The organism is Mycobacterium branderi (genome assembly GCF_010728725.1).
Lineage (GTDB): Bacteria > Actinomycetota > Actinomycetes > Mycobacteriales > Mycobacteriaceae > Mycobacterium > Mycobacterium branderi.
The window spans coordinates 4,952,641-4,976,565 of the sequence record NZ_AP022606.1 but is presented as its reverse complement, the minus strand read 5'-3'; the positions used below and the strand labels follow the sequence as shown (position 1 = coordinate 4,976,565).

Here is a 23,925-nt window from a genome sequence, read left to right as displayed (position 1 = left end):
GGTTACGGACCCAGCGGCGGTCCCCGCCACGCCGACCCGCCCAGGCACGGGTAACGGGGAGATCAAGGCGTCCGGCAAAGTGTCCCGGGCGTAAGTTGCTTGGCTTTACGCTGGCACGGTGACCGGTTCCTTTGACTTCACCCGCTGGCAACGACTCGAGGAGGCCGGCTCCTCGCCCAAGCGGGAAACCCCTCCGGCGCAGGAGGAGCCGCGTCCACCGCAGCGGGAGTCGGCCCCGCACAAGCTGCTCGAACCGGAGGAACCCGTCGAAAAAGAGGCCGAGGCGGACAGCGACGAGGCCGAGTCGGAGACCACGGCTGTCGAGCGCGACGAGCCGGCCGCCGAGGTCAGCGAGGACGTCGCCGATCGCGATCCGCTGCCGTCGGTGCAGCCGCGGCTTGTCGACGACCCCCGGCTGAAGATCGCCAAACAACGCGGCACCCAGCATCTGGGCTTGATGGTGCTGCGCGCCGGCGTCGGCGCGGTGCTGGGCGCCCACGGCCTGCAAAACGTATTCGGCTGGTGGGGCGGCCAGGGCCACGACGGCTTCACTCGCTCCCTGACCGGCCTCGGCTTCCGGCACGCCGACATCCTGGCTTGGGTGGCCGCGGGTGGCCAGATCGCGGCCGGCGCGTTGTTGATCCTGGGGCTGTTCACCCCGGTGGCCGCCGCCGGCGCACTGGCCTACCTGGTCAACGGCCTGCTGGCCAATGTGGCGGCCCAGCATCAGCATGGGCACCCCAAGTTTCTGCTCGACGGCAACGAGTACCACGTCATTGCCATCGTCGCGGTGCTCGCGATCCTGCTGGCCGGCCCCGGACTCTACGGATTGGACGCAGGCCGCGGCTGGGCGCGACGCCCGTTCATCGGGTCGTCGGTCGCGCTGCTGGTGGGTATCGGCGCAGGCGTCGGCATCTGGGCGTTGCTCAACGGCGCCAATCCGCTGGCATGAAACACCGCCGCGTGCATCAGTCTGGTAAAAGCGCCGCTCAAATCCCCAATCTCGACCGAACTGCCCTTACCCTGACACGCGTGACCAGTCAATCGCATGACGCACCTTGGCGGCGGCCGGAGGACTCCGAGGCGCCAACCCCGGGCCGGCCGGCCACCGCAAGCCTGGTCGACCCGGAAGACGACCTGCCGTCAGCCACCTATGCAGGCGATTTCGAGACGACCACAATTCCCCACTACGACTCCAGCAACGCGCGCGTGTCCAGTAGCGGATACGGCCTGATCGGTGCGTCGCAGCCATTGCCTTACGTCCAGCCGCCGGACAGCGGCCGCCACTCGGTGTTCGGCCCGCCGGAAACCGACACCCCCGAGCAGGACGAGCGGGTCCGCGCGGCGGGCCGTCGCGGCACCCAGGATCTCGGGCTGCTGATCCTGCGGATCAGTCTCGGTTCGGTGCTGATCGCGCATGGGCTGCAGAAGCTGTTCGGCTGGTGGGGCGGGCACGGGCTGACCGCATTCAAGAACTCGTTATCGGATGTCGGCTACCAGCACGCCGACGTCCTCACCTACGTCGCCGCGGGCGGCGAGATCGTCGCCGGGGTGCTGCTGGTGCTGGGGCTGTTCACCCCGCTGGCCGCCGCGGGCGCGCTGGCGTACCTGATCAACGGCCTGATCGCGGCGGTATCCGGGCAGTCGGATTCACGGTCGTTTCCCTACTTCTTGCCCGACGGTCACGAGTACGAGATCACGCTGATCATGGTGGCGGCCGCCGTCATCCTGATCGGCCCCGGCCGTTACGGGTTCGACGCCGGTCGCGGGTGGGCGCGCCGGCCCTTCATCGGTTCGTTCGCGGCGCTGCTGGCCGGCATCGGCGGCGGCATCGCGGTGTGGGTGATGCTCAACGGCGCCAATCCGCTCAGCTAACTCGCGTACGGATTGGGCACCCGGCCCCCGCTGGCCTCGGCCAGCAAGGGCAGCGTGGCAAAGGTGACTGCGGGCAGCCGCAACTCGCCGCCCGCCTTGAGCCGGGCACGACCCCACGAGCTCTTCTCGAACCGCAGCCCGTCGATCTCCTCCCAGCGCACCGACCGGCTGCCGAGCAGCGTCCGAACGGTTACACCGTCTTCGTCGGCAACCGTGCGCAGCCGAATGATCAACGCCGACAACATAATTGGTATCACCAGCAGTGGTGCCGTCAGTGGCCAGGTCAGCACCGGCACCAGCAGGCCCAGTGTCAGAAAGCCCACCGCGAAATGCGCCATCGGCGAAACCCTGATCACGACCGGTTGTGGGGCCACCCCCGAATCATGTCATCACGTTGAGATTGCACTGAGGGCTGCGCCTCGACGCAAATCACGGCCCTGGGCGCAATCTCAACGCGGGAGGGTCCACCGCACCGGATTTGACGGCTGACCTGTGCGGAGGCTACCGTCGAACGTTATGGACAGCCGCGAAATGCTCGTAGTACTTCCTCGGCGCGTTGGTGGCTGACTAGATTTCGAGCACCAACGCGCAACCCTCGTGCAGCAGCTGAGCTGGCGGGGGTTTTTTGTTGTCATCGAGAGACCACGAAGAGGACCCAGTGAGCGCACCCACCACGCCGGCGGCGGCCCAAACCGCTAACGGCGCCAGACCACAACCGAAACATCTTGCGCCGCAACAGATGACCGGCGCGCAGTCGGTAATCCGATCGTTGGAGGAACTCGACGTCGAGGTCATCTTCGGCATCCCCGGCGGCGCGGTGCTGCCGGTGTACGACCCACTGTTCGACTCGAAGAAGCTGCGCCACGTGCTGGTCCGCCACGAGCAGGGCGCCGGGCACGCCGCCAGCGGTTACGCGCACGCGACGGGCAAAGTCGGGGTCTGCATGGCCACCTCGGGCCCCGGCGCCACCAACCTGGTGACCCCGATCGCCGACGCGCAGATGGACTCGGTGCCCGTCGTCGCAATTACCGGCCAAGTCGGCAGATCGCTGATCGGCACCGACGCCTTCCAGGAGGCCGACATCTCCGGCATCACGATGCCGATCACCAAGCACAACTTCCTGGTCCGCAGCGGTGACGAGATTCCCCGTGTGCTTGCCGAGGCGTTCCACATCGCGGCAAGCGGACGGCCTGGAGCAGTTCTCGTTGATATCCCCAAAGACGTCCTGCAGGCCCAGTGCACGTTCGCCTGGCCCCCGCGGATGGACCTGCCTGGCTACAAACCGAACACCAAGCCGCACAACCGCCAGGTCCGCGAGGCCGCCAAGCTGATCGCGGCCGCCCGCAAGCCGGTGCTCTACGTCGGCGGCGGCGTCATCCGCGGCGACGCAACCGAGCAGCTGCGCGAGCTGGCCGAGCTGACCGGGATTCCGGTCGTCACCACGCTGATGGCGCGCGGCGCTTTTCCCGACAGCCACCCGCAGCACCTGGGCATGCCCGGCATGCACGGCACGGTCGCGGCGGTGGCCGGGCTGCAGAAAGCCGACCTGCTGATCGCGCTGGGCACCCGCTTCGACGACCGGGTGACCGGGAAGCTCGACTCCTTCGCGCCGGAGGCCAAGGTCATCCACGCCGACATCGACCCGGCCGAGATCGGCAAGAACCGCCACGCCGACGTGCCGATCGTCGGCGACGTCAAGGCCGTCATCACCGACCTGATCGCGGCGCTGCGCCGCGACGCGGCCAGCGTCCAGATCGACGAGTGGTGGGAATACCTGCGCGGCGTCAAGGCCACGTACCCACTGAGTTACGGGCCGCAAAGCGACGGCAGCCTGAGCCCGGAGTATGTGATCGAAACGTTGGGCAAAATGGCCGGGCCCGACGCGGTGTACGTCGCCGGGGTCGGTCAGCATCAGATGTGGGCCGCGCAGTTCATTTCGTACGAAAAGCCCCGCACCTGGCTCAATTCCGGCGGCCTGGGCACCATGGGCTTCGCCATTCCGGCGGCCATGGGCGCCAAGATCGCCCGCCCGGACGCCGAAGTGTGGGCGATCGACGGCGATGGGTGCTTCCAGATGACCAACCAAGAGCTGGCCACCTGCGCCATCGAAGGCGCACCGATCAAGGTCGCGCTGATCAACAACGGCAACTTGGGCATGGTGCGGCAATGGCAGTCGCTGTTCTACGCCGAGCGGTATTCGCAGACCGACCTGGCTACGCACTCGCACCGCATCCCCGACTTCGTCAAGCTGGCCGAGGCGCTGGGGTGTGTCGGATTGCGTTGCGAGCGTGAGGAAGACGTGGCCGACGTCATCGCGCAGGCCCGCGCGATCAACGACCGGCCGGTGGTGATCGACTTCATCGTGGGCGCCGACGCGCAGGTGTGGCCGATGGTGGCCGCGGGCACCAGCAACGACGAGATTCAGGCCGCCCGTGGCATTCGCCCACTATTCGACGACGAGGGCAACGAGGGGCACGCCTGATGAGCGCTACCAGCCATACGCTTTCGGTTCTGGTCGAGGACAAACCCGGTGTGCTCGCGCGGGTTGCGGCACTGTTTTCCCGGCGCGGCTTCAACATCGAGTCGCTGGCGGTCGGTGCCACCGAGCAGAAAGACATGTCGCGGATGACGATCGTCGTCTCGGCCGAGGACACGCCGCTCGAGCAGATCACCAAGCAGCTCAACAAGCTGGTCAACGTCATCAAGATCGTCGAGCAGGATGACGACAATTCGGTGTCCCGGGAGTTGGCGTTGATCAAGGTCCGGGCCGACGCGAGTACTCGCGGTCAGATCATCGAGGCGGCGAACCTGTTCCGCGCCAGGGTGATTGACGTCTCCCCGGAGTCGCTGATCATCGAAGCCACCGGTACGCCGGCCAAGTTCGAGGCGCTGCTGCGTGTCCTGGAACCCTACGGTGTGCGCGAAATCGTCCAATCCGGATTGGTGTCGCTGTCCCGCGGTCCCCGCGGCATCGGCACCGCGAAATAACCTAAGGAGTAATTCGAAAGTGGCAGTGCAGATGTTCTACGACGACGACGCGGACCTGTCGATCATCCAGGGCCGCAAGGCCGGCGTCATCGGATACGGCAGCCAGGGGCACGCGCATTCGCTGAGCCTGCGCGACTCGGGCGTGCAGGTGAAGGTGGGCCTGAAGGAGGGTTCGAAATCGCGGGCGAAAGTCGCCGAGCAGGGCCTCGAGGTCGACACGCCTGCGGAGGTGGCCAAGTGGGCCGACGTGATCATGCTGCTGGCGCCCGACACCGCGCAGGCCGACATCTTCAAAAACGAGATCGAGCCCAATCTGGTTGCCGGCAATGCGCTGTTCTTCGGTCACGGGCTCAACATCCACTTCGAGTTGATCAAGCCGGCCGCCGACATCACCGTGGGAATGGTGGCGCCGAAAGGCCCGGGGCACCTGGTGCGTCGCCAGTTCGTCGACGGCAAAGGTGTGCCGTGTCTGATCGCCGTCGCCCAGGACCCCAACGGCGAGGGCGAGGCGCTGGCACTGTCCTACGCCAAGGGCATCGGCGGCACCCGGGCCGGCGTCATCAAGACCACGTTCAAAGAGGAGACCGAGACCGACCTGTTCGGTGAGCAGGCCGTGTTGTGCGGCGGCACTGAGGAATTGGTCAAGGCCGGATTCGACGTGATGGTCGAGGCCGGCTACGCGCCGGAGATGGCCTACTTCGAGGTGCTGCACGAACTCAAGTTGATCGTCGACCTGATGTACGAGGGCGGCATCGCGCGGATGAACTACTCGGTGTCGGACACCGCGGAGTTCGGCGGCTACCTGTCGGGCCCGCGGGTCATCGACGCCGACACCAAGGAGCGGATGCGCGCAATCCTGCGCGACATTCAGGACGGCACCTTCGTCAAGAAGCTCGTCGCCGACGTCGAGAGCGGCGGCAAAGAGCTTGCGCGGCTGCGCAAGGAGAACGCCGAGCATCCCATCGAGGTCACCGGCAAGAAACTGCGCGACCTGATGAGCTGGGTCGACCGCCCGATCACGGAAACCGCGTGAGGCTCATGCATCGAGCGTGAAACTGTTGCGACTTTTCTTGGAAAATCTCGCAACAGCTTCACGTTCGGCGGGGTCAGGGTGACAGTTTCGGCAACTCTCTGATCCCGAATTCGCGCTTGAGCACGGTACGCGCGGCGTAGTAGCCGCACATGCCGTGCACGCCGCCGCCGGGCGGAGTCGCCGCAGAACACAGGTACGCCTTGGGGATCGGCGTGCTCCACGGGTTGAGCCGCGGCGTCGGGCCGGCCAGGGCCTTCCAGGCGGAGTTTCCGCCGACCCCGATGTCCCCGCCGACATAGTTGGCGTTGTGGTCGGCCAGTCGTGCTGCCGGCACGCTGCGTGCCGCGACGACGACGTCGCGGAATCCGGGGGCGAACCGCTCGAATACCGTTGTCACAGCGTCGGTTTGGTCCGCCGGCGAGCCCGACGGGACGTGGGCGTAGGTCCACAGCGGTCGACGACCGTTGGCGTCGATCCGGCCGGGATCGCAGACGTGCGGCGTCGCGGCCAGCACCATCGGCCACTCGGCGTGCCGGCCGGCCGCGACTTCGGCTTCGGCCTGTGCCATCTGCGCGCGGGTGCCGCCGAGATGCAAGGTCGGCACCTGCGCCAGCCGGGCATCCGACCACGGGATGTCGTCGCTGAGCACAAAGTCGACCTTGGCCACACCTGGCCCAAACCGATAGCGGTGCAACGCTTTCGTGTATCGCGACGGCAACGCGTCGCCGTAAATGCGCAGCAGCGCGGTGGGGGCCGTGTCGTACAGCACCACGCCGCTGGGCGGTTCGGTGACCTCGACGCCGGCGGTCAGCTCGCCGCCGTGGGCCCGTAAATCTGCGATCAACGCGTTGGCGATCGACTGGCTGCCACCGACTGGAATCGGCCAGCCGACGGAATGCGCCAGCGTCGCCAGCATCAGCCCCCCACCCGCCGAAACCAGCGAGGGCATCCGCGAAATCGTATGGGCCGCAACGCCGGTGAACAACGCACGGGCGTCCTCGCCGGCCAGCGATCCCCACAACGGGGTGGCCTGGGTAATCATCCGCAACCCCAGCCGCAGCGCGGGCAGCGGTGTAAGCGGCACCGAGCGCTTGTCGCCGAGCAGCAATCCCACCACCGCGTCGGACTTTTCGACCAGCGGTCCCAGCAGGCGTCGCCACGACGCACCCTGCTCCAGCTCGTCGCAAGTGCGCTGGAGGTCGTGGTAGGCGATCGCCGCCGGACGATCGGGCAGCGGATTGGCATACGCCAACTCCGGCACCGCCAACTTCACTCCGCGAGCGGGCAGGTCGAATTGCGCCAGGAACGGCGAGGCCAGCGCCAACGGGTGTACCGCCGAGCAGATGTCGTGCGACACTCCGGGAAACTCCGGGTCGGGGATGGTGCGCGAACCGCCGCCGAAAGTGGGTTGCGCCTCGACGACCTGCACCGACAGGCCCGCGCGGGCACAGATGACGGCGGCCGTCAGTCCGTTGGGTCCACTGCCGACGACGGTGACGTCCATGCCGTGATCGTAGGGACCGCTGCTGTTAGGTCATGTCGGGACGCACCCCGAGGACCGGCTGCCGCACCCCGCCGTTGCTGAATTCCGGGCACCACGGCCGGTGGCCGCGCTCGTCGGCCCACACCAGTTGCAAAGCATGCAGCTCGCGGCCGTAGAACGCGACCGCCACGTTCATATGCGCATCGGGATGCTCCACCTGGACGACCGCGAGCATCGGCCCGTCGGCTATCGAGATCCATTCGCCCGGCACCGGTCGTCCGCCGTCCATCAGATACGCGGCGACGGTGTTGAGCAGCCGGGCCGTCGGCTCCGGTGGCAGGCCGGTGACCAATAGTTCGGGCAGGCCGTGTTCATGCAGGCCGACCGTGTAGGCGTAGGGCGCGCGGTCACTCTCGACGTATTGCACCGCCCAGCCGTGTTTTGACTTTGTTTTCTCTATCTCCGCGAGCCATTCGTCAACGGTGCTCCCGGGGTGATCGCACATCCAGCACATGGGTGCCGTCCCTCCTCTTATCGAACTTACCGTCACCATGCACCCGTGCACCGACATCGTCGTTGACTCTGCGGCTACCAGGCAAAAGTGCGAGTAGCACGCCTGGTCCGCGCAGAGTCAACGCCAAAGGATGCCTACGCCCGGCTCCGCCGCGCTTGTGATCGCCGCTTAGGCTGGCCGGGTGAGCCTGCCTGTTGTCTTGATCGCTGACAAACTTGCCGAATCGACCGTCGCCGCACTCGGCGACCAGGTGGAAGTGCGCTGGGTCGACGGCCCGGACCGCCAGAAGCTGCTGGCCGCGGTACCCGACGCCGACGCGCTACTGGTGCGCTCGGCCACCACCGTCGACGCCGAGGTGCTCTCCGCCGCACCCAAGCTCAAGATCGTCGCGCGCGCGGGCGTCGGGCTCGACAACGTCGACGTCGACGCCGCCACCGCCCGCGGTGTGCTCGTGGTCAACGCGCCGACATCGAACATCCACAGCGCCGCCGAGCACGCGATCGCGCTGCTGTTGGCCGCCGCCCGGCAGATCACTGCGGCCGACGCCTCGCTGCGCTCCCACGAGTGGAAGCGCTCGTCGTTCTCCGGCACCGAGATCTTCGGCAAGACCGTCGGCGTCGTCGGGCTCGGCCGCATCGGCCAGCTGGTCGCCCAGCGACTGGCCGCCTTCGGCGCCCACCTGGTGGCCTACGACCCGTACGTGTCGCCGGCCCGCGCCGCACAGCTGGGCATCGAGCTGCTGACGCTCGACGAGCTGCTGGGCCGGGCCGACTTCATCTCCGTGCATCTGCCCAAGACGCCCGAGACCGCCGGGCTGATCGACAAGGAGGCGCTGGCCAAAACCAGGCCCGGCGTCATCATCGTCAACGCCGCGCGCGGTGGGCTGGTCGACGAGGAAGCGCTGGCCGAAGCCGTGTCCCGCGGGCACGTCCGGGCCGCCGGCATCGACGTGTTCGCCAGCGAGCCCTGCACCGACAGCCCGCTGTTCGAACTGCCGCAAGTAGTCGTCACCCCACACCTCGGGGCCTCGACAGCCGAGGCCCAGGATCGCGCCGGCACCGACGTGGCGGCAAGCGTAAAGCTGGCGCTGGCAGGCGAATTCGTGCCTGACGCCGTCAACGTCGGCGCCGGCGTGGTCAGCGAGGAGGTGGCGCCCTGGCTGGATCTGGTGCGCAAGCTCGGACTGCTGGCAGGCGCTCTGTCCGACGAGCTGCCGGCATCGCTGTCGGTGCAGGTTCGCGGTGAGCTGGCCGCCGAAGACGTTGAGGTGCTTCGGCTTTCGGCGCTGCGCGGCTTGTTCTCGGCGGTCATCGAGGATCCCGTCACGTTCGTCAACGCGCCGGCGATCGCCGAAGAACGCGGGGTCGCCGCCGACATCAGCACCGCGACCGAAAGCCCCAACCACCGCAGCGTCGTCGACGTGCGGGCAGTGGCTTCCGACGGCTCGGTCGTCAACGTGGCCGGGACGTTGACCGGACCGCAGCTGGTGGAGAAGATCGTCCAGATCAACGGGCGCAACTTCGATCTGCGCGCCCAGGGCACCAACCTGGTGATCAACTACATCGACCAGCCCGGCGCGCTGGGCAAGATCGGCACCCTGCTCGGTGCTGCCGGGGTGAACATCCACGCCGCGCAGCTGTCCGAGGACACCGAGGGTCCGGGCGCGACGATCCTGCTGCGGCTGGACCGCGATGTACCGGACGACGTGCGGTCGGCGATCGCGGTGGCTGTCGACGCCAACAAGCTTGAGGTGGTTGATCTTTCGTGAAGCGCGCCGGCGACGATGCAGAGCGAAGCGATGAGGAGGAGCGGCGCCAATGAGATTGGCGGTAATCCCTGGCGACGGGATCGGCCCGGAGGTGGTGGCCGAAGCCGTCAAGGTTCTCGACGCCGTGCTGCCCGGCGTGGAGAAGACGAGCTACGACCTGGGTGCGCGCCGTTTTCACGCCACCGGGGAAGTGCTGCCCGACTCGGCGCTGACCGAACTGCGGGCGCACGACGCGATCCTGCTGGGCGCCATCGGCGACCCGTCGGTGCCCAGCGGCGTACTCGAACGCGGCCTGCTGCTGCGCCTGCGCTTCGAGTTGGACCACCACGTCAACCTGCGACCGGCGCGGCTCTACCCGGGCGTGGAAAGCCCGTTACGCGGACACCCGGACATCGACTTCGTGGTGGTCCGCGAGGGCACCGAAGGTCCCTACACCGGCACCGGCGGCGCGATCCGCGTGGGCACCGCCCATGAAGTGGCCACCGAAGTCAGCGTCAACACCGCGTTCGGTGTACGCCGCGTGGTCCAGGACGCCTTCGAACGCGCCCAGCAGCGGCGTAAGCGGCTGACTTTGGTGCACAAGACCAACGTGCTCACGTTCGCCGGCTCGCTGTGGTCGCGGACCGTGCAGGAGGTCGGCGAGAAGTACCCGGAGGTCGAGGTTTCCTATCAGCACGTCGACGCCGCGACCATCCACCTGGTCACGGACCCGGGCCGCTTCGACGTGATCGTCACCGACAACCTGTTCGGCGACATCATCACCGACTTGGCTGCCGCGGTGTGCGGCGGGATCGGGCTGGCCGCCAGCGGCAACATCGACGCCACCCGGACCAACCCGTCGATGTTCGAGCCGGTGCACGGGAGCGCGCCCGACATCGCCGGGCAGGGAATCGCGGACCCGACGGCGGCGATCATGTCGGTGGCGCTGCTGCTGTCCCACCTCGGCGAAGACGCTGCCGCCGCGCGAGTGGACCGGGCCGTGGAGTCCCATCTGGCCAGTCGCCCGACCGAAAGGTTATCCACCGCCGAAGTCGGCGAACGGATCGCGTCCGCGCTCTAGTCTCCAGGCCGGGCGGCAGCACCCGAGTCGGGACGAACGGGATTGCCGCCAGCGGGAACAACCCGCATACCAGCCACGCCGTGGGATAGCCGGCCGCCGTGATCAGGGCGCCGAACACCGGCGGCCCGGCCGCGGCGGTGAGTCGCTGGGTGGTGTTCTGGATGCCGAGCGCGCGACCGCTCCAGTAGGGGCCGGCGTACTCGGTGATGGCGGTGGACTCCAGCCCGTTGTCGAGCACAGCGATCACCGCTGCAGCGACCATGACCACCACCTCGAGTCGCCAGCCCACCCGGTCGATCAGGCCCAACAGGAACATGCTCAGCGCGGCTGCGATCGCGACCGTCCGCAGCGGCCGCATTCGCGAGCCCACCCGGTCCGACCATCGGCCGGCCAGGATGCGCCCGGCGGCGCCCAGCAATTGGGAGATGGTGACCAGCGCGCCGGCCGAGGCGATCGACCAGTTGTGGTCGTTGATCAACCAGACCAGCATGAACGTCACGGTCACCGTCTGAGGCATCATCAACAGCGACGACGTTATGTGGATGCGCCGCAGGACCTTTGGGCGGCCGCGATACGGGTTGGCCAGCTCCTGTTCGGTGGCGGCAGCGCGCGGCTTGCGAGGCGGATCGATCACGCCGATCGCGCTCGCCACCGCCGACACCGTGCACATCAACGCCGGAAACATCAGCCCCGCAACCGGGCCGCGTTCGGCTAGCTCCGGAATCACCAAGGCGCCCAAGGCAATTCCCACCGGTTGCGCAGTCTGGCGGATTCCCATCGCCAGGCCGCGGTGGTGCGGCGGAAACCAGCCGGACACCAGCCGACCGCCGGCTGTGTTGCAACTGGCCGCGGCCATGCCGCCGACGAACAGGAACGCCCCGATGGCAATCAGGGAGTGGACCGTCGTCGCGGCGTAGGCAGCGGCCGCCGTCAGCGCCGACCCCGTCGTCAGCACGATCCGCTCGCCCACCCGATCGAGCAGGGCGCCCCAGGCGATCAGCGTGACCACCATTCCGAAGCTCGGCATGGCCGCCAACAGACCGGCCTCGGCCAGCGCGGTACCGCGTTCGGCTTCCAGCGCGGGGATCAGGAAGGCGACGCCGTTGATGAAGATGAAGGCACTCGCCGTGACGGCCAGCGAGATCGCCACCATCGACCAGCGGGCTCCGGCACTGATCGACTCCGTCGCCATTCAAGACATCGTTCCACACGCATGTGGGATAGATGCCGGCAAAACTCCGGCTGTCAGCCGGTGGCGGCCAAGGCGTCGTGACGGCGATAGCTGCGGTCGCCGCCCGTCTCGCGCAGGCCCCGGCCGACGAACCGCCGCCGCGACCACTGCCCGAATTCTTCGCTGAGCCGCGTCGCGCCCGGGAGGAGCCGGCGGAACTCGAATACCCGGTTGATCGCCGACGTCGCCAGCACCGCTGCCTGTAGCGGCTTGTTGTCGGGCAAGCCGAGCTGGTCGGCGTTCGACCGGCCGAGCATCAGCCGGCTGTAGGAGGACAAGAAGCCGCGCGCCAGCGCGGTCAGCGGGTCCTCGTCCGGCGGACCTGCGTGCAGCGCCTGCGCCAGCCGGTAGGAGTCTTCGTCGGGCCGGAACTCGGTGTCGGCCTCGAGCCAGAACAGTCGCCAGGTGTCGTCCTCGGTCGCCGGGACCAACTCGGGGTGCACCCCCATCAGCAGGCCCACGTAGCGCCACAGGTGAAAGACCGCCTCGCGCTCGCGCGCCGAGAACTTCACTCCCATCGCCTGGCATCCGGCCAGGTTCGCCAGCGAGAACAGCATCAGCGTGCCGGCCAGCTGCACCTGGTTGAGCGGGTGATCCCAGGCGTCGAAGTCCCAGTCGTCGCGGCGGCTCATGGCCGCGCGCACCATCGCATGCATCAGCCGGACCCGCAGCGTGCCGGTGAAACCCGGCGCGAAACGCTGTAGGCCGCCGGGGGAGGTGACGTCGATGAACCAGGTCGCGGTTTCGTTGAGTCGTCGCGGCGCCATCCGGCGCAGATCGCCGGTGCCCACCAGCGGCTTGTCGGCCTTCGACGCCAGGTAGCCGCCGGTGAGCGCCAGGCCCGGCAGCGCCAGCCCGATGCCGACCAGGCCCGTGCGCATCGTCACTCGCACTGCCAGGTCGAGCTTGGCCTGATCCAGCCAGTACGGCCGGTCGTCCACCTGGGCGAAAAACGCCACCAGCTCCGAGGGCGGGTCGTCGACGGCATCGATGCCGTGTTCGACGGCGACGTCGAACATGCGCCGGCCTTCTCCGGTCGGCAATCGCTGCATCATCGCCACGATGTCGTCGGCAAGCGGGTCACCGATGGTGGCGAAACGACGAAACGATTCCCGCTGCGCGACGGTGGCCCGCAGGTCGCCGGGCGCCAACAGGCGCATGAACAGGTTGAAGGGGAACGCGGTCAGGAACGGCGGATTCGGCAGTTTCTCGTCGCGCGGCGTCATTGCGAGCCTTTCCCCAGCGGCACATCGGCTATCTGGGGACAGTGTTCACCAGATAGCTGGGCCGGTCAAGGATGCGACAATCGAGCCCATGGCGGGCACGGCGCGCACCTACGGCGGTGCCACCCACAGCGAGCGGCGCTCGCGGCGGCAGACCGCGCTGCTCGAGACCGCGCTGGATCTGGTCGCTGCCGGAGGTGTCGGCAGCCTGACGGTGCGCGGCGTCTGCGCCCGGGCGCGGCTCAACGACCGCTACTTCTACGAGAGCTACCGCAACGTCGACGAGCTGGTGCTGGCGATGCTCGACGATCAGATCAGCAGGGCATTCAGCGCACTGCTGCCCGCGATCGAGGCCACCCCGCCCGATCCGGTGCTTCGGGCCCGCGCCGCCATCGGCAGCGGTCTGGATTTTCTGGCCGACGACCCGCGGCGCGGGCGGCTGCTGATCGAGTCGCAAACCACCGACGGATTGCGGGCGCGCCGGCTGGAGCTGGTCAAGATGCTGGCCAAAGTGATGGCCGATCAGGGGCGAGCTCTGCTCGACGGGCAGGAGTCGCTGGACCCAGACCTCGATCTGGCGGCGTTCACGCTTGTCGCCGGCGGGTTCGATCTGGTGACGCTGTGGTTGCGCGACGAACTCGACGTCAGCCGTGAGCACCTGGAGGACTTCTTGGTGGCGATGGTCACCGGGAAACGCCGGAGCGAGACGCTTTAAGCTCTCACGAATGCGCCTTGGCCGAATCGCCAGCCCGGACGGCGTCGCCTTCGTCACCATCGAAGGCGAGCCGCAGGACCCCGCTGGGATGACTGTCCGCGAAATCGCCGAACATCCGTTCGGCACACCGACGTTCACCGGTCGCTCCTGGCCGTTGGCAGACGTGAGGCTGCTGGCCCCGATGCTGGCCAGCAAGGTGATCTGCGTCGGCAAGAACTACGCCGCGCACGTCGCCGAGATGGGCGGCTCCGGACAGGATGCGGCCGACCCGGTGATCTTTTTGAAGCCCAACACCGCGATCATCGGGCCCAATGTGCCGATTCGGTTGCCCGCCAATGCATCACCGGTGCATTTCGAAGGCGAGCTGGCCGCCGTCATCAGCCGGCCCTGCAAGGACGTCAGCGCCGACCGGGCGGCCGACAGCATCCTGGGCTACACGATCGCCAATGACGTGACTGCCCGCGATCAACAGCAGACCGACGGCCAGTGGACACGGGCGAAGGGCCACGACACCTTCTGTCCGGTCGGACCGTGGGTTGTCACCGACGTCGACCCGTCCGATGTCGAGCTGTGCACCGAGGTCAATGGACAGGTCAAACAACGCAGCCGTACCTCGTTGATGATTCACGACATCGGCGCGATCGTGGAATGGGTCTCGGCCGTGATGACCTTGCTGCCAGGTGATCTCATTCTCACCGGTACGCCCGAAGGCGTCGGGCCGATCGAGGACGGGGACACCGTCAGCATCACCGTCGGGGGAATCGGCACGTTGACCAATCCTGTTGTCCGCAAAGGAAAGTCGTGAGCGGCGGCGTTCGGGTCCGATTCTGCCCGTCGCCCACCGGCGTCCCTCACGTCGGACTGATCCGCACCGCGTTGTTCAACTGGGCCTACGCACGGCACACGGGCGGCACGTTCGTGTTCCGGGTGGAAGACACCGATCCTCAACGCGATACCGAGGAAAGCTATCTGGCGTTGCTGGACGCGTTGCGCTGGCTCGGGCTCAACTGGGACGAGGGCCCCGAGGTGGGCGGGCCGTATGGCCCGTACCGGCAGTCGCAGCGCGGCGACATCTACCGCGATGTGGTGGATCGCCTGCTCGCCGCGGGCGAGGCATACCAGGCCTTTTCGACGGCGGAAGAGGTCGAGGCGCGCCATCTCGCCGCGGGCCGCAGCCCGAAGTTGGGTTACGACAACTTCGACCGCGATTTGACCGACGAACAGCGCGCGGCCTATCTGGCCGAAGGTCGCAAACCCGTGGTGCGGTTACGGATGCCCGACGAGGACATCGGCTGGGACGATCTGGTGCGCGGACCGACCACTTTCGCGGCCGGCGTCGTACCCGACTTCGCGCTGACCCGGGCAACGGGGGATCCGTTGTACACCTTGGTCAACCCGGTCGACGACGCGCTGATGAAAATCACCCATGTGCTGCGCGGTGAAGATTTGTTGCCGTCGACTCCCCGCCAGATCGCGCTGTACCAGGCGCTCATCCGCATCGGCGTGGCCGATCGTGTACCTGAGTTCGCCCATCTGCCAACGGTATTGGGCGAAGGCACCCGCAAGCTGTCCAAGCGTGATCCGCAGTCGAACTTATTCGCTCACCGCGATCGCGGGTTCATTCCCGAGGGCCTGCTGAATTATCTGGCGTTGCTGGGCTGGTCGATCGCCGGGGACCGCGACGTGTTCAGCATTCAGGAGATGGTGGCCGCCTTCGACGTGGCCGACGTCAACGCGAACCCCGCCAGGTTCGACCAGAAGAAGGCCGACGCGATCAACGCCGAGCACATCCGGTTGCTCGACCCCGACGACTTCACCGCCAGACTGCAGGCCTACTTCGACGTGCATGGTTATGACACCGGGCTGGATGCGGCGGGGTTCGCGGTGGCCGCGGGGCTCGTGCAGACCCGCATCGTGGTGCTCGGCGACGCGTGGTCGCTGCTGAAATTCCTCAACGACGACGAGTACGCGATCGACCCGAAGGCCGCAGCCAAGGAGCTCGGCCCCGATGCGGGCCCGGTGCTTGACGCCGCCGCCACGTCCCTGGACGCCGTAACGGACTGGACCGCGGCGGGTATCGAGGCAGCACTCAAGAGCGCGCTGCTGGAGGATCTCGGCCTCAAACCGCGCAAGGCCTTCGGCCCGATCCGGGTGGCGGCCACCGGGGCGTCGATCAGCCCACCGCTGTTCGAATCGCTGGAGCTGCTTGGGCGCGACCGGAGCCTTCAGCGGCTGCGGGCAGCGCGTGAGCATTGAGGCGGGATTTTTTGGTAGTCTGCACGTCGGCCCTTGGGCAGTTGGCAGTAGCGGCGGTGCAGAACCCTGACCAGCGGTTTTAGGGCGCCAATGGGGTATGGTGTAATTGGCAACACAGCTGATTCTGGTTCAGCCATTCTAGGTTCGAGTCCTGGTACCCCAGCAAAGTCTGTCCACCACAAGCAATTAGGTGGGCATACGGCTGTGAGCTATGCTGACAGCTCGGATCAGTTCTGGCCCCGTCGTCTAGCGGCCTAGGACGCCGCCCTCTCACGGCGGTAGCGTGGGTTCGAATCCCATCGGGGCTACTTTTCCACCGGTTTTGGCTCGCCTTAGACGGCGGCGGGCGCCGTCGAACCGCCCACCGGCATCGCAGGCAGTCCCAGCTTGCGGTGATCCCACGACCGAGTACGGCGGACCACGATGCGCACCGCGACACGCTTGTTCATCATCTGGTCCACCATCGGCTTCATGTCGTCGGTGTAGGGGCCGGTGTAGCGCTCCCACACGCTGACTCCCACCCGAAAGATTGCGTCGGGATCCTCGACGATCTCGGCCACACCTTCGAAGGACACCCCGCGCAGCGTGTCATAGGTGTTGCCGCCCTCGAGCAGAAAACTCACCCGCGGATCGCGCCGGAGATTGACTGCCTTCTGCGACTTGGCTTTGGTCTCGAGCCAGATTTCGCCGTCCACCACGCCGTACCACATCGCGGTCAGGTGCGGCTGCCCGTCGGGCCCGATGGTGGCCAAGGTTCCCGTGCGGCTGGTGGCGACGAAGTCGGCGATCTCCGCCTCGGACATGACAATCTGTGCGCGCTGGTTGGTTCCCATGGCTTGAAAGTGTGTCAGGTCGCCAATTCGGCTCTGCGACGACGGCGTCGAATCTGCGCTGGGCACAGTCTCGGCGCAAGAACTACAGCCGGCGCGTCACGGCGTCGGCGGCGGCCAGCAGGTCGGCGGCCCAGCGCGCGCCCGGCCGTCGTCCCATCCGATCGATCGGCCCCGACACCGAAATGGCCGCGATCACGTCACCGCGCCTGTCACGCACGGGCGCCGACACACTGGCAACGCCCGGCTCACGTTCGGCGGCGCTCTGCGCCCACCCGCGTCGACGCACTTCGGCCAGCGCGCGTTCGCCGAATTTCGCCGACGGCAGGATGGCCTGCTGGGTGGCGGCGTCGCTGTAGGCCAACAGCACCTTGGCTCCCGACCCTGCGGTCATCGGCAGCCGTGCGCCAACCGGAACGGTATCGCGAAGTCCCGCAGGCGGTTCCAGTGCGGCCACACAGATTCGCCAGCTGCCGTCGCGACGGTACAGCTGCACACTCTCGCCGGTGATCTCACGAAGCCGCGGCAGCACGGCCGCGCCGGCCGTCAGCAATGGATCGGTCGCCTGCGCGGCCAACTCGCCGATCGCCGGCCCGAGCCGCCATCGGCCTTCGCCGTCGCGTGCGAGTAGGCGATGGACTTCCAAGCCGACGGCCAGTCGGTGCGCAGTGGCCCTGGGCAGGCGGGTGCGATCGCACAATTCGGCCAATCCGCAGGGCGATTCCGCAATCGCGTGCAGCACCCCCACGGCTTTGTCGAGGACGCCGATACCGCTATCCTGTCTCATATGGAGATACTATCGTCTCAGAATGTGAGAACAAGGCCGCGCACGCTGGCTGAGAAAGTTTGGGACGACCACGTGGTGGTGTCGGGTGGCGGAACCGAACCGGACCTGATCTACATCGATCTGCACCTGGTGCACGAGGTCACCAGTCCACAGGCATTCGACGGCTTGCGATTGGCCGGCCGTCCGGTGCGGCGGCCGGATCTGACGCTTGCCACCGAAGACCACAACGTGCCGACCATCGACATCGACAAGCCGATCGCCGACCCGGTGTCGCGCAACCAAGTCGAGACGCTGCGGCGCAACTGCGAGGAATTCGGCATCCGGCTCTATCCGATGGGCAACATCGAGCAGGGCATCGTGCATGTCGTCGGACCGCAACTGGGACTCACTCAACCGGGTATGACGGTCGTCTGCGGCGACAGCCACACGTCCACTCACGGCGCATTCGGTGCGTTGGCAATGGGAATCGGGACTTCAGAGGTCGAGCATGTGCTGGCCACCCAGACGCTTCCGTTGCGGCCGTTCAAGACAATGGCGGTCAACGTCGACGGTGAGTTGCCGCGCGGTGTGACGGCCAAAGACATCATCCTGGCGGTGATCGCCAAGATCGGCACGGGCGGCGGTCAGGGCCATGTCATCGAATACCGCGGCAGCGCCATCGAATCGCTGTCGATGGAGGCCCGGATGACGATTTGCAACATGAGCATCGAAGCCGGTGCCCGTGCCGGAATGGTGGCACCGGATGCGACGACGTACGAGTTCTTGCGCGGTCGGCCGCATGCCCCGGCCGGCGCCGACTGGGATGCCGCACTGGCGTATTGGGAGCAGCTGCGCACCGACCAGGGCGCGGAATTCGACACCGAGGTCTATCTTGATGCCGCCTCGCTGAGTCCGTTCGTCACCTGGGGAACCAATCCGGGCCAGGGCGTGCCGCTGGCGGCCGCGGTCCCGGACCCAGAGCTGATGACCGACGAGGCCGAGCGTCAGTCCGCCGAGAAGGCGTTGGCGTACATGGACCTTCGACCGGGTACCCCGATGCGGGATATCGCGGTGGACGCAGTGTTCGTCGGATCGTGCACCAACGGTCGCATCGAGGACCTGCGCGCGGTGGCCGAGGTGTTGCGTGGCCGAAAGGTGGCCGACGGCGTGCGGATGCTGGTCGTGCCCGGGTCGATGCGCGTTCGTGCGCAGGCCGAAGCCGAAGGGCTGGCAGAGATCTTCACGGCTGCCGGCGCCGAGTGGCGGCAAGCCGGCTGCTCGATGTGTCTCGGGATGAATCCGGATCAGCTCGCGCCCGGAGAACGCTGCGCAGCGACCTCCAACCGCAATTTCGAAGGGCGGCAGGGCAAGGGCGGCCGTACGCATTTGGTGTCGCCGGCAGTCGCTGCGGCGACCGCGGTCCGCGGAAAACTGTCCGCGCCGGCCGACCTGGACTGACTTAGAGGAGACAGACATGGAAGCGTTTCGTACCCACACCGGCATTGGGGTGCCATTGCGGCGGTCGAATGTGGACACCGATCAGATCATTCCTGCGGTCTATTTGAAGCGCGTAACCCGAACGGGTTTCGAAGACGGATTGTTCGCGGCTTGGCGCACCGACCCGTCTTTCGTGCTGAATCTCAGCCCATTCGACAGGGGTTCAGTACTGGTCGCCGGACCAGATTTCGGCACGGGCTCCTCGCGCGAGCATGCGGTGTGGGCCCTGATGGACTACGGATTCCGGGTGGTCATCTCATCCCGCTTCGCCGACATTTTCCGGGGCAATGCGGGCAAGGCAGGGCTGTTGGCGGCCGAAGTAGCCCAAGACGACGTGGAACTGCTCTGGAAGCTCATCGAGGGCAGCCCGGGGCTGGAAATCACTGTCAATCTTCAAGATCGGAATGTGACCGCGGGAACGGTGGTGGTGCCGTTCAAGATTGACGACTACACCGCCTGGCGTCTGGCTGAAGGACTCGACGATATAGCCCTTACGCTGCGAAAACTCGATCAGATCGAGTCTTTCGAGGCGTCTCGCCAAAGCTGGAAACCGCGCACTGTGCCGGCTTCCTGAACGCTGGATCGGAGCCGAATTTCGGGCCCGCGCCGCGACTATTTGACGGCCTGGCCACCGCCCAAGGGCGGCAAGCGGTTTCCAAAAAAGTTCGCCAGAAGCCATTGAAATTGCGCGTGGCTCTTGGAAATCAGTGGTGTCAGGGTTTACCGTGTCCACTAGTCGGTCCAACAAGGACCACTGGTTTCGGAGGGATTGGATGAACAAAGCGGAGCTCATCGACGTACTCACAGAGAAATTGGGCTCGGATCGTAGATCGGCCACCGCCGCCGTCGAGAACGTCGTCGACACCATTGTGCGGGCGGTGCACAAGGGTGAGAGCGTCACCATTACCGGCTTCGGCGTATTTGAACAACGCCGCCGTGCAGCGCGCGTGGCTCGCAATCCCCGCACCGGTGAGACGGTGAAGGTGAAGCCGACGTCGGTGCCGGCATTTCGTCCAGGCGCTCAATTCAAAGCGGTTGTCTCTGGCGCACAGCGCCTCCCAGCGGAAGGACCTGCCGTGAAACGTGGTGTGACAGCCAGCGGCGCAAGGAAAGCGGTGAAGAAGTCGCCGGCTAAGAAGGCCGCTAAGAAGGCCGCGAAAAAGGCGCCGGCCCGCAAGGCCGTCGCGAAGAAGTCACCGGCCAAGAAGGCCGCGACCAAGCGGACGGCTGCTAAGAAGGCCACCAAGCGGGCGCCGGCCAAGAAGGCGACCAAGTCGACAGCCAGGAAGGCAACGAAGTCGACAGCCAGGAAGGCAACCAAGGCTCCAGCCCGTAAGACTGCAGCCAAGAAGTCGCCGGCCAAGAAGGCAACTGCGCGGCGCGGCCGCCGGTAACACAACTACATACACGCGGATTCGTCGCGGTCCCACTTCGGTGGTGGCCGCGGCGAATCTGCGTGCTAGGTCACGACGTTGGTGGCCAGTGCGCTGCCAATGTGATCCGCGGCTACCAGGTGCCCGTCCGACAGCGACAGCACCCAGGTGCTGCCCTTGCGGTTGCGGGACTTATCCGGCCGCACGCCGTCGCGATCACACCACCAGGCGATCAGATCCGGAATGACCTTGCCCTGCGTGCAGATCACCGGTGTGCGTTTCAGCGCGGCGATCTGCAGTACCCTGCGCCGGGCGCGCTTCGGGTTGTCCGCATAGGCTTCCTCGGTCAGCGTGGGTTCGTTGCAGATGACCACGCCCAGCTCTTCGGCCAGCGGTTCGACGGTTTGGTGGCAACGCAATCGGTCGGCGGCGTACACGTCGGTAGCGCCGAATGCCAATAGCTGACCAACCAGTGCCTCGGCCTGCGCGCGGCCCTTCTTGTCCAGCGGCCGCTTGGTGTCGTCGCCTTTGAATCGAGATTTACTGCCCGCGGTGCCGTGCCGGACCACCAGCACCGTCTGGGTGTCCGCCGGAAATTTGGCGAACCGGCGCAAGACCTTTCGATCCTGCGAATAGCTCAACTTCTTGGCTGCGGCGGAAACCGGCAACCAGACCAAGTCGTCGACTTCGCCGTTCGGGGTAAAGCTGCCGCCGAGGCTGCATGCCGCCCAGTACCGTACTTTCTTGGTGCCTTGTTCGATCGGGTAGCTCACCGTCGTGATGCGCCGGCCAAGGTGCGCCCGGTGACCGGTTTCCTCGAAGACCTCACGCACCGCGGTCACCGGTTCGGTTTCGCCGGGATCGACTTTGCCTTTGGGCAGCGACCAGTCGTCGTAGCGGGGCCGATGAATCAGCGCAATCTCAGGCGCGGACTCGCGGTGGCCGGGCCGCCACAGCACGGCGCCTGCCGCGCATACGGTCTTGCTCGCCGTGCGACGCGGCGAGGTTTGTGTCGACACCCTCACTCCTGCAAGTCAATTCGGGCCCACCGGGGCAGCAGCCGGAAGGTCGGGACGGAATTTCGGTCACGTGCTGCGGTGTCGCTCCATCAGCGATACCTGGTGGTCGCGCACCGTGCGACCCTCCTGCGGAGATGCGGTCCACTGGCCGTCGGGCCCCAGTTCCCAGCATCGGGTAGCGGGATCCAGCGCCGAATCCATGATGTCGTCGAGTTGCGCGGTCAGCCGCGGGTCTTTGACCTGAACCATCACCTCGACCCTGCGATCGAGATTGCGATGCATCATGTCCGCACTGCCGATCCAGAACTCGTCGATGGCGCGGAAATGCAGGATTCGCGAGTGTTCCAGGAAGCGACCGAGAATCGAGCGCGCCACGATGTTTTCGGAGAACCCCTCCATACCGGGGCGCAGCGCGCAGATTCCGCGCACCACCACTTCGACGCGCACACCGGCCTGCGACGCACGGTAGAGCGCGTCGATGACTTGCTCGTCCACTAGCGCGTTCATTTTGAGCCGGATCCGGCCGTCACCGGTTTCGCGGTGGGCGGCGACTTCGCGCTCGACGCGCTCGATGATGCCGGTGCGAATACCGTGCGGTGCCACCAGAAGATTGCGGTAGGACAGCTTGCGGGAGTAGCCGGTGAGCGAGTTGAACAAGTCGGTCAAGTCGGCGCCGATATCCGGGTCCACGGTCAACAGGCCGATGTCTTCGTAGAGCCGCGCCGTCTTGCTGTTGTAATTGCCCGTTCCGACATGGCAGTAGCGCCGGATCGCCGATCCTTCGCGGCGGACCACCAGACACGTCTTGCAGTGCGTTTTCAAGCCCACCAACCCGTACACCACGTGCACGCCGGCCTGCTCAAGTGCACGCGCCCACCGGATGTTGGCCTGCTCGTCGAATCTTGCCTTGATCTCGACCAGCGCCACCACCTGCTTGCCGGCTTCGGCGGCGTCGATCAGTGCCCGCACGATCGGCGAATCACCCGATGTGCGATACAGCGTTTGTTTGATCGCCAGAACGTTGGGATCGGCGGCCGCCTGCTCGATGAACCGCTGCACGCTGGTGGAAAACGAGTCATAGGGGTGGTGCACCAGCACGTCGCCCTCGCGCAGCGTCGCGAAAATGCTCTTGGGCGTTTCCCTGTCGGCGAACGCGGGATGAGTGGCCGGGACGAATGCCCGATCCTTCAGCGCGGGGCGTTCGAGGTCGTAGATCTGCCACAGCGACGAGAGATCGAGCAGCCCCGGAACGTCGATGACGTCGCCGGGATGCACGTCGAGTTCGCGCAGCAGCAACTCCAACATGTTTTCGGTCATGTCGTCGGCTACTTCGAGCCGCACCGGCGAGCCGAACCGCCGTCGCGCCAGTTCCCGCTCGAGCGCTTGCAAGAGGTCCTCGTCGCGGTCCTCTTCGACTTCGAAGTCGGCGTTGCGGGTAATGCGGAACACGTGATGCTCGACGATTTCCAGACCGGGGAAGAGCACCGGCAGGAACGCCGCGATCAGTTCTTCCATTGGCAGGAACCGGACTTCTGGTGTGCCGTCGGCGCGCCGACCGCCGAGTTCGACGAAGCGATCGACGTTGTCGGGCACCTTGACCCGGGCGAAGTGGGTGCCGCCGTCGTCGGGCCGCTTCACGGTGACAGCGAGGTTCAGGCTCAGCCCGCTGACGAACGGGAACGGGTGCGCGGGATCGACGGCCAGCGGTGTGAGGACCGGGAAGACCTGCTCGTGAAAATAATTCGACAACTTGTCGCGTTCGGCTTCGGTCAGATCGGCCCACGTGACGACGTGGATGCCTTCTTCGGCGAGTGCGGGGCGCACAGAGTCGAGGAAGACACGCGCGTGCCGGCTGGCGATCTGCTGGGTTTGCTCTCCGATGCGTCGCAGTTGTTCGCGCGGGGTCAAACCATCCGCGGAGCGCACCGACAGCCCCATCTCGTCGCGGCGTTTGAGGCCGGCGACGCGGACCATGTAGAACTCGTCGAGGTTTGAGGCGAAGATCGCCAGAAACTTGGCCCGCTCCAGCAGTGGCAGTGACGTGTCGGCGGCCAGTGCGAGCACCCGCGCGTTGAAATCCAGCCAGCTCAGTTCCCGATTGAGGTAGCGGTTCTCGGGGAGCTGGTCCTCGATCACGCCCAAGGCCGCGGTTGCGGCTGGAGGCGCCCCCGGCGCAGAGTCACCCGGATGCCACACCGTTTCGTCGGGCCGCGCCTCGGCGGCGGTGGCTTCCCTGGCTTCTGTTTCGGTCACCCTGCGATCATGACTCATCGGCGGGTGGTGCTGCCACCGGC

Annotated in this window: 21 protein-coding genes, 2 tRNA genes and 1 pseudogene; 15 read left to right on the top strand and 9 right to left on the bottom strand. The window is 66.6% G+C overall.

Going from position 1 to position 23,925, the window contains the following annotated elements; genetic code table 11:
• Positions 1 to 118: 118 nt before the first annotated feature.
• Together G6N47_RS29860 and G6N47_RS24230 are read left to right on the top strand one after the other, a co-directional pair.
• Positions 119 to 952, top strand: coding sequence for a DoxX family membrane protein (locus G6N47_RS29860; protein WP_083129566.1), 834 nt, complete (start codon positions 119 to 121; stop codon positions 950 to 952).
• Positions 953 to 1,032: 80 nt separating this feature from the next.
• Positions 1,033 to 1,875, top strand: a complete 843-nt coding sequence (locus tag G6N47_RS24230) for a DoxX family protein (protein ID WP_083129565.1) — start codon at positions 1,033 to 1,035, stop codon at positions 1,873 to 1,875.
• Here the strand turns inward: G6N47_RS24230 and G6N47_RS24225 are convergent.
• Complete coding sequence (locus G6N47_RS24225) at positions 1,872 to 2,213, bottom strand: PH domain-containing protein (protein ID WP_083130427.1); 342 nt, start codon at positions 2,211 to 2,213, stop codon at positions 1,872 to 1,874. The genes G6N47_RS24230 and G6N47_RS24225 overlap by 4 nt on opposite strands.
• Positions 2,214 to 2,533: 320 nt before the next feature.
• Between G6N47_RS24225 and G6N47_RS24220 the strand changes: the two genes are divergently transcribed.
• From G6N47_RS24220 to ilvC, 3 genes are read left to right on the top strand one after another with little or no spacing between them, the layout of a single operon-like run.
• Positions 2,534 to 4,357: an acetolactate synthase large subunit gene (locus G6N47_RS24220; RefSeq protein WP_083129564.1), complete on the top strand. Its 1,824-nt coding sequence runs from the start codon at positions 2,534 to 2,536 to the stop codon at positions 4,355 to 4,357.
• On the top strand, positions 4,357 to 4,863 hold the full coding sequence (gene ilvN, locus G6N47_RS24215; RefSeq protein ID WP_083129563.1) for an acetolactate synthase small subunit: 507 nt from the start codon (positions 4,357 to 4,359) through the stop codon (positions 4,861 to 4,863). The genes G6N47_RS24220 and ilvN overlap by 1 nt, the downstream gene beginning before the upstream one ends.
• Positions 4,864 to 4,894: 31 nt before the next feature.
• Positions 4,895 to 5,896: a ketol-acid reductoisomerase gene (gene ilvC / locus G6N47_RS24210; RefSeq protein ID WP_139799357.1), complete on the top strand. Its 1,002-nt coding sequence runs from the start codon at positions 4,895 to 4,897 to the stop codon at positions 5,894 to 5,896.
• Between the two features lie 73 nt (positions 5,897 to 5,969).
• On the opposite strand, the gene G6N47_RS24205 is transcribed toward ilvC, so the two are convergent.
• Together G6N47_RS24205 and G6N47_RS24200 are read right to left on the bottom strand one after the other, a co-directional pair.
• Positions 5,970 to 7,400 carry a phytoene desaturase family protein gene (locus G6N47_RS24205; protein WP_083129561.1) on the bottom strand — a complete coding sequence of 477 codons (1,431 nt, stop codon included), beginning with the start codon at positions 7,398 to 7,400 and terminating at the stop codon, positions 5,970 to 5,972.
• 25 nt (positions 7,401 to 7,425) lie between these two features.
• Positions 7,426 to 7,884: a DUF4262 domain-containing protein gene (locus tag G6N47_RS24200; RefSeq protein ID WP_308206241.1), complete on the bottom strand. Its 459-nt coding sequence runs from the start codon at positions 7,882 to 7,884 to the stop codon at positions 7,426 to 7,428.
• Between the two features lie 190 nt (positions 7,885 to 8,074).
• Between G6N47_RS24200 and serA the strand changes: the two genes are divergently transcribed.
• The gene (serA, locus tag G6N47_RS24195; RefSeq protein WP_083129559.1) at positions 8,075 to 9,661 is read left to right on the top strand and encodes a phosphoglycerate dehydrogenase; all 1,587 of its coding nucleotides are present in this window, start codon (positions 8,075 to 8,077) and stop codon (positions 9,659 to 9,661) included.
• A 49-nt stretch (positions 9,662 to 9,710) separates the two neighbouring features.
• On the top strand, positions 9,711 to 10,721 hold the full coding sequence (locus G6N47_RS24190; protein ID WP_083129558.1) for a 3-isopropylmalate dehydrogenase: 1,011 nt from the start codon (positions 9,711 to 9,713) through the stop codon (positions 10,719 to 10,721).
• A 133-nt stretch (positions 10,722 to 10,854) separates the two neighbouring features.
• Here the strand turns inward: G6N47_RS24190 and G6N47_RS24185 are convergent.
• Together G6N47_RS24185 and G6N47_RS24180 are read right to left on the bottom strand one after the other, a co-directional pair.
• Positions 10,855 to 11,874 (bottom strand): annotated as a pseudogene (locus tag G6N47_RS24185) (MFS transporter); the annotation flags it as partial.
• Between the two features lie 92 nt (positions 11,875 to 11,966).
• The gene (locus tag G6N47_RS24180; RefSeq protein WP_083129557.1) at positions 11,967 to 13,178 is read right to left on the bottom strand and encodes an oxygenase MpaB family protein; all 1,212 of its coding nucleotides are present in this window, start codon (positions 13,176 to 13,178) and stop codon (positions 11,967 to 11,969) included.
• 88 nt (positions 13,179 to 13,266) lie between these two features.
• Here G6N47_RS24180 and G6N47_RS24175 point away from each other — a divergent pair, with 88 nt between their 5' ends.
• The 5 genes from G6N47_RS24175 (at position 13,267) to G6N47_RS24155 (ending at position 16,454) form a co-directional block, all read left to right on the top strand.
• Complete coding sequence (locus G6N47_RS24175; RefSeq protein WP_083129556.1) at positions 13,267 to 13,890, top strand: TetR/AcrR family transcriptional regulator; 624 nt, start codon at positions 13,267 to 13,269, stop codon at positions 13,888 to 13,890.
• Positions 13,891 to 13,900: 10 nt separating this feature from the next.
• Entirely contained in the window at positions 13,901 to 14,695 is a 795-nt protein-coding gene (locus G6N47_RS24170; protein WP_083129555.1) for a fumarylacetoacetate hydrolase family protein, read from the top strand.
• Positions 14,692 to 16,146, top strand: a complete 1,455-nt coding sequence (gene gltX, locus G6N47_RS24165; RefSeq protein ID WP_083129554.1) for a glutamate--tRNA ligase — start codon at positions 14,692 to 14,694, stop codon at positions 16,144 to 16,146. Before G6N47_RS24170 ends, gltX begins: the two co-directional genes overlap by 4 nt.
• 91 nt (positions 16,147 to 16,237) lie before the next feature.
• Positions 16,238 to 16,309, top strand: a tRNA-Gln gene (locus G6N47_RS24160).
• A gap of 72 nt (positions 16,310 to 16,381) precedes the next feature.
• Positions 16,382 to 16,454, top strand: a tRNA-Glu gene (locus G6N47_RS24155).
• Between the two features lie 24 nt (positions 16,455 to 16,478).
• Here the strand turns inward: G6N47_RS24155 and G6N47_RS24150 are convergent.
• Positions 16,479 to 16,979, bottom strand: a complete 501-nt coding sequence (locus G6N47_RS24150) for a PPOX class F420-dependent oxidoreductase (protein ID WP_083129553.1) — start codon at positions 16,977 to 16,979, stop codon at positions 16,479 to 16,481.
• Positions 16,980 to 17,061: 82 nt separating this feature from the next.
• A complete protein-coding gene (locus G6N47_RS24145) occupies positions 17,062 to 17,763 on the bottom strand; it encodes an IclR family transcriptional regulator (protein ID WP_083129552.1) in 702 nt (233 codons plus the stop codon).
• Between the two features lie 24 nt (positions 17,764 to 17,787).
• On the opposite strand from G6N47_RS24145, the gene leuC reads away from it, so the two are divergent.
• The 3 genes from leuC (at position 17,788) to G6N47_RS24130 (ending at position 20,633) form a co-directional block, all read left to right on the top strand.
• Positions 17,788 to 19,200, top strand: a complete 1,413-nt coding sequence (gene leuC / locus G6N47_RS24140; RefSeq protein WP_232080276.1) for a 3-isopropylmalate dehydratase large subunit — start codon at positions 17,788 to 17,790, stop codon at positions 19,198 to 19,200.
• Positions 19,201 to 19,216: 16 nt separating this feature from the next.
• The gene (leuD, locus tag G6N47_RS24135) at positions 19,217 to 19,813 is read left to right on the top strand and encodes a 3-isopropylmalate dehydratase small subunit (RefSeq protein WP_083129550.1); all 597 of its coding nucleotides are present in this window, start codon (positions 19,217 to 19,219) and stop codon (positions 19,811 to 19,813) included.
• Between the two features lie 199 nt (positions 19,814 to 20,012).
• The gene (locus G6N47_RS24130) at positions 20,013 to 20,633 is read left to right on the top strand and encodes an HU family DNA-binding protein (protein WP_083129549.1); all 621 of its coding nucleotides are present in this window, start codon (positions 20,013 to 20,015) and stop codon (positions 20,631 to 20,633) included.
• 65 nt (positions 20,634 to 20,698) lie between these two features.
• On the opposite strand, the gene mutT1 is transcribed toward G6N47_RS24130, so the two are convergent.
• Together mutT1 and G6N47_RS24120 are read right to left on the bottom strand one after the other, a co-directional pair.
• Positions 20,699 to 21,637, bottom strand: coding sequence for an 8-oxo-(d)GTP phosphatase MutT1 (gene mutT1 / locus G6N47_RS24125; RefSeq protein WP_372517486.1), 939 nt, complete (start codon positions 21,635 to 21,637; stop codon positions 20,699 to 20,701).
• Between the two features lie 60 nt (positions 21,638 to 21,697).
• Positions 21,698 to 23,902: an RNA degradosome polyphosphate kinase gene (locus tag G6N47_RS24120; RefSeq protein WP_179966417.1), complete on the bottom strand. Its 2,205-nt coding sequence runs from the start codon at positions 23,900 to 23,902 to the stop codon at positions 21,698 to 21,700.
• Positions 23,903 to 23,925: the final 23 nt, after the last annotated feature.

What these genes read in the sequence shown, in the direction of transcription:
- G6N47_RS24130 (WP_083129549.1), top strand. Translation starts at nt 20,013, where the DNA reads ATGAACAAAGCGGAGCTCATCGACGTACTCACAGAGAAATTGGGCTCG.
- G6N47_RS24225 (WP_083130427.1), bottom strand. Translation starts at nt 2,213, where the DNA reads ATGGCGCATTTCGCGGTGGGCTTTCTGACACTGGGCCTGCTGGTGCCG.
- leuD (WP_083129550.1), top strand. Translation starts at nt 19,217, where the DNA reads ATGGAAGCGTTTCGTACCCACACCGGCATTGGGGTGCCATTGCGGCGG.
- G6N47_RS24175 (WP_083129556.1), top strand. Translation starts at nt 13,267, where the DNA reads ATGGCGGGCACGGCGCGCACCTACGGCGGTGCCACCCACAGCGAGCGG.
- G6N47_RS24145 (WP_083129552.1), bottom strand. Translation starts at nt 17,763, where the DNA reads ATGAGACAGGATAGCGGTATCGGCGTCCTCGACAAAGCCGTGGGGGTG.
- G6N47_RS24205 (WP_083129561.1), bottom strand. Translation starts at nt 7,400, where the DNA reads ATGGACGTCACCGTCGTCGGCAGTGGACCCAACGGACTGACGGCCGCC.
- G6N47_RS24120 (WP_179966417.1), bottom strand. Translation starts at nt 23,902, where the DNA reads ATGAGTCATGATCGCAGGGTGACCGAAACAGAAGCCAGGGAAGCCACC.
- ilvC (WP_139799357.1), top strand. Translation starts at nt 4,895, where the DNA reads ATGTTCTACGACGACGACGCGGACCTGTCGATCATCCAGGGCCGCAAG.
- G6N47_RS24190 (WP_083129558.1), top strand. Translation starts at nt 9,711, where the DNA reads ATGAGATTGGCGGTAATCCCTGGCGACGGGATCGGCCCGGAGGTGGTG.
- G6N47_RS24180 (WP_083129557.1), bottom strand. Translation starts at nt 13,178, where the DNA reads ATGACGCCGCGCGACGAGAAACTGCCGAATCCGCCGTTCCTGACCGCG.
- G6N47_RS24200 (WP_308206241.1), bottom strand. Translation starts at nt 7,884, where the DNA reads ATGTGCGATCACCCCGGGAGCACCGTTGACGAATGGCTCGCGGAGATA.
- ilvN (WP_083129563.1), top strand. Translation starts at nt 4,357, where the DNA reads ATGAGCGCTACCAGCCATACGCTTTCGGTTCTGGTCGAGGACAAACCC.
- G6N47_RS24170 (WP_083129555.1), top strand. Translation starts at nt 13,901, where the DNA reads ATGCGCCTTGGCCGAATCGCCAGCCCGGACGGCGTCGCCTTCGTCACC.
- G6N47_RS24150 (WP_083129553.1), bottom strand. Translation starts at nt 16,979, where the DNA reads ATGGGAACCAACCAGCGCGCACAGATTGTCATGTCCGAGGCGGAGATC.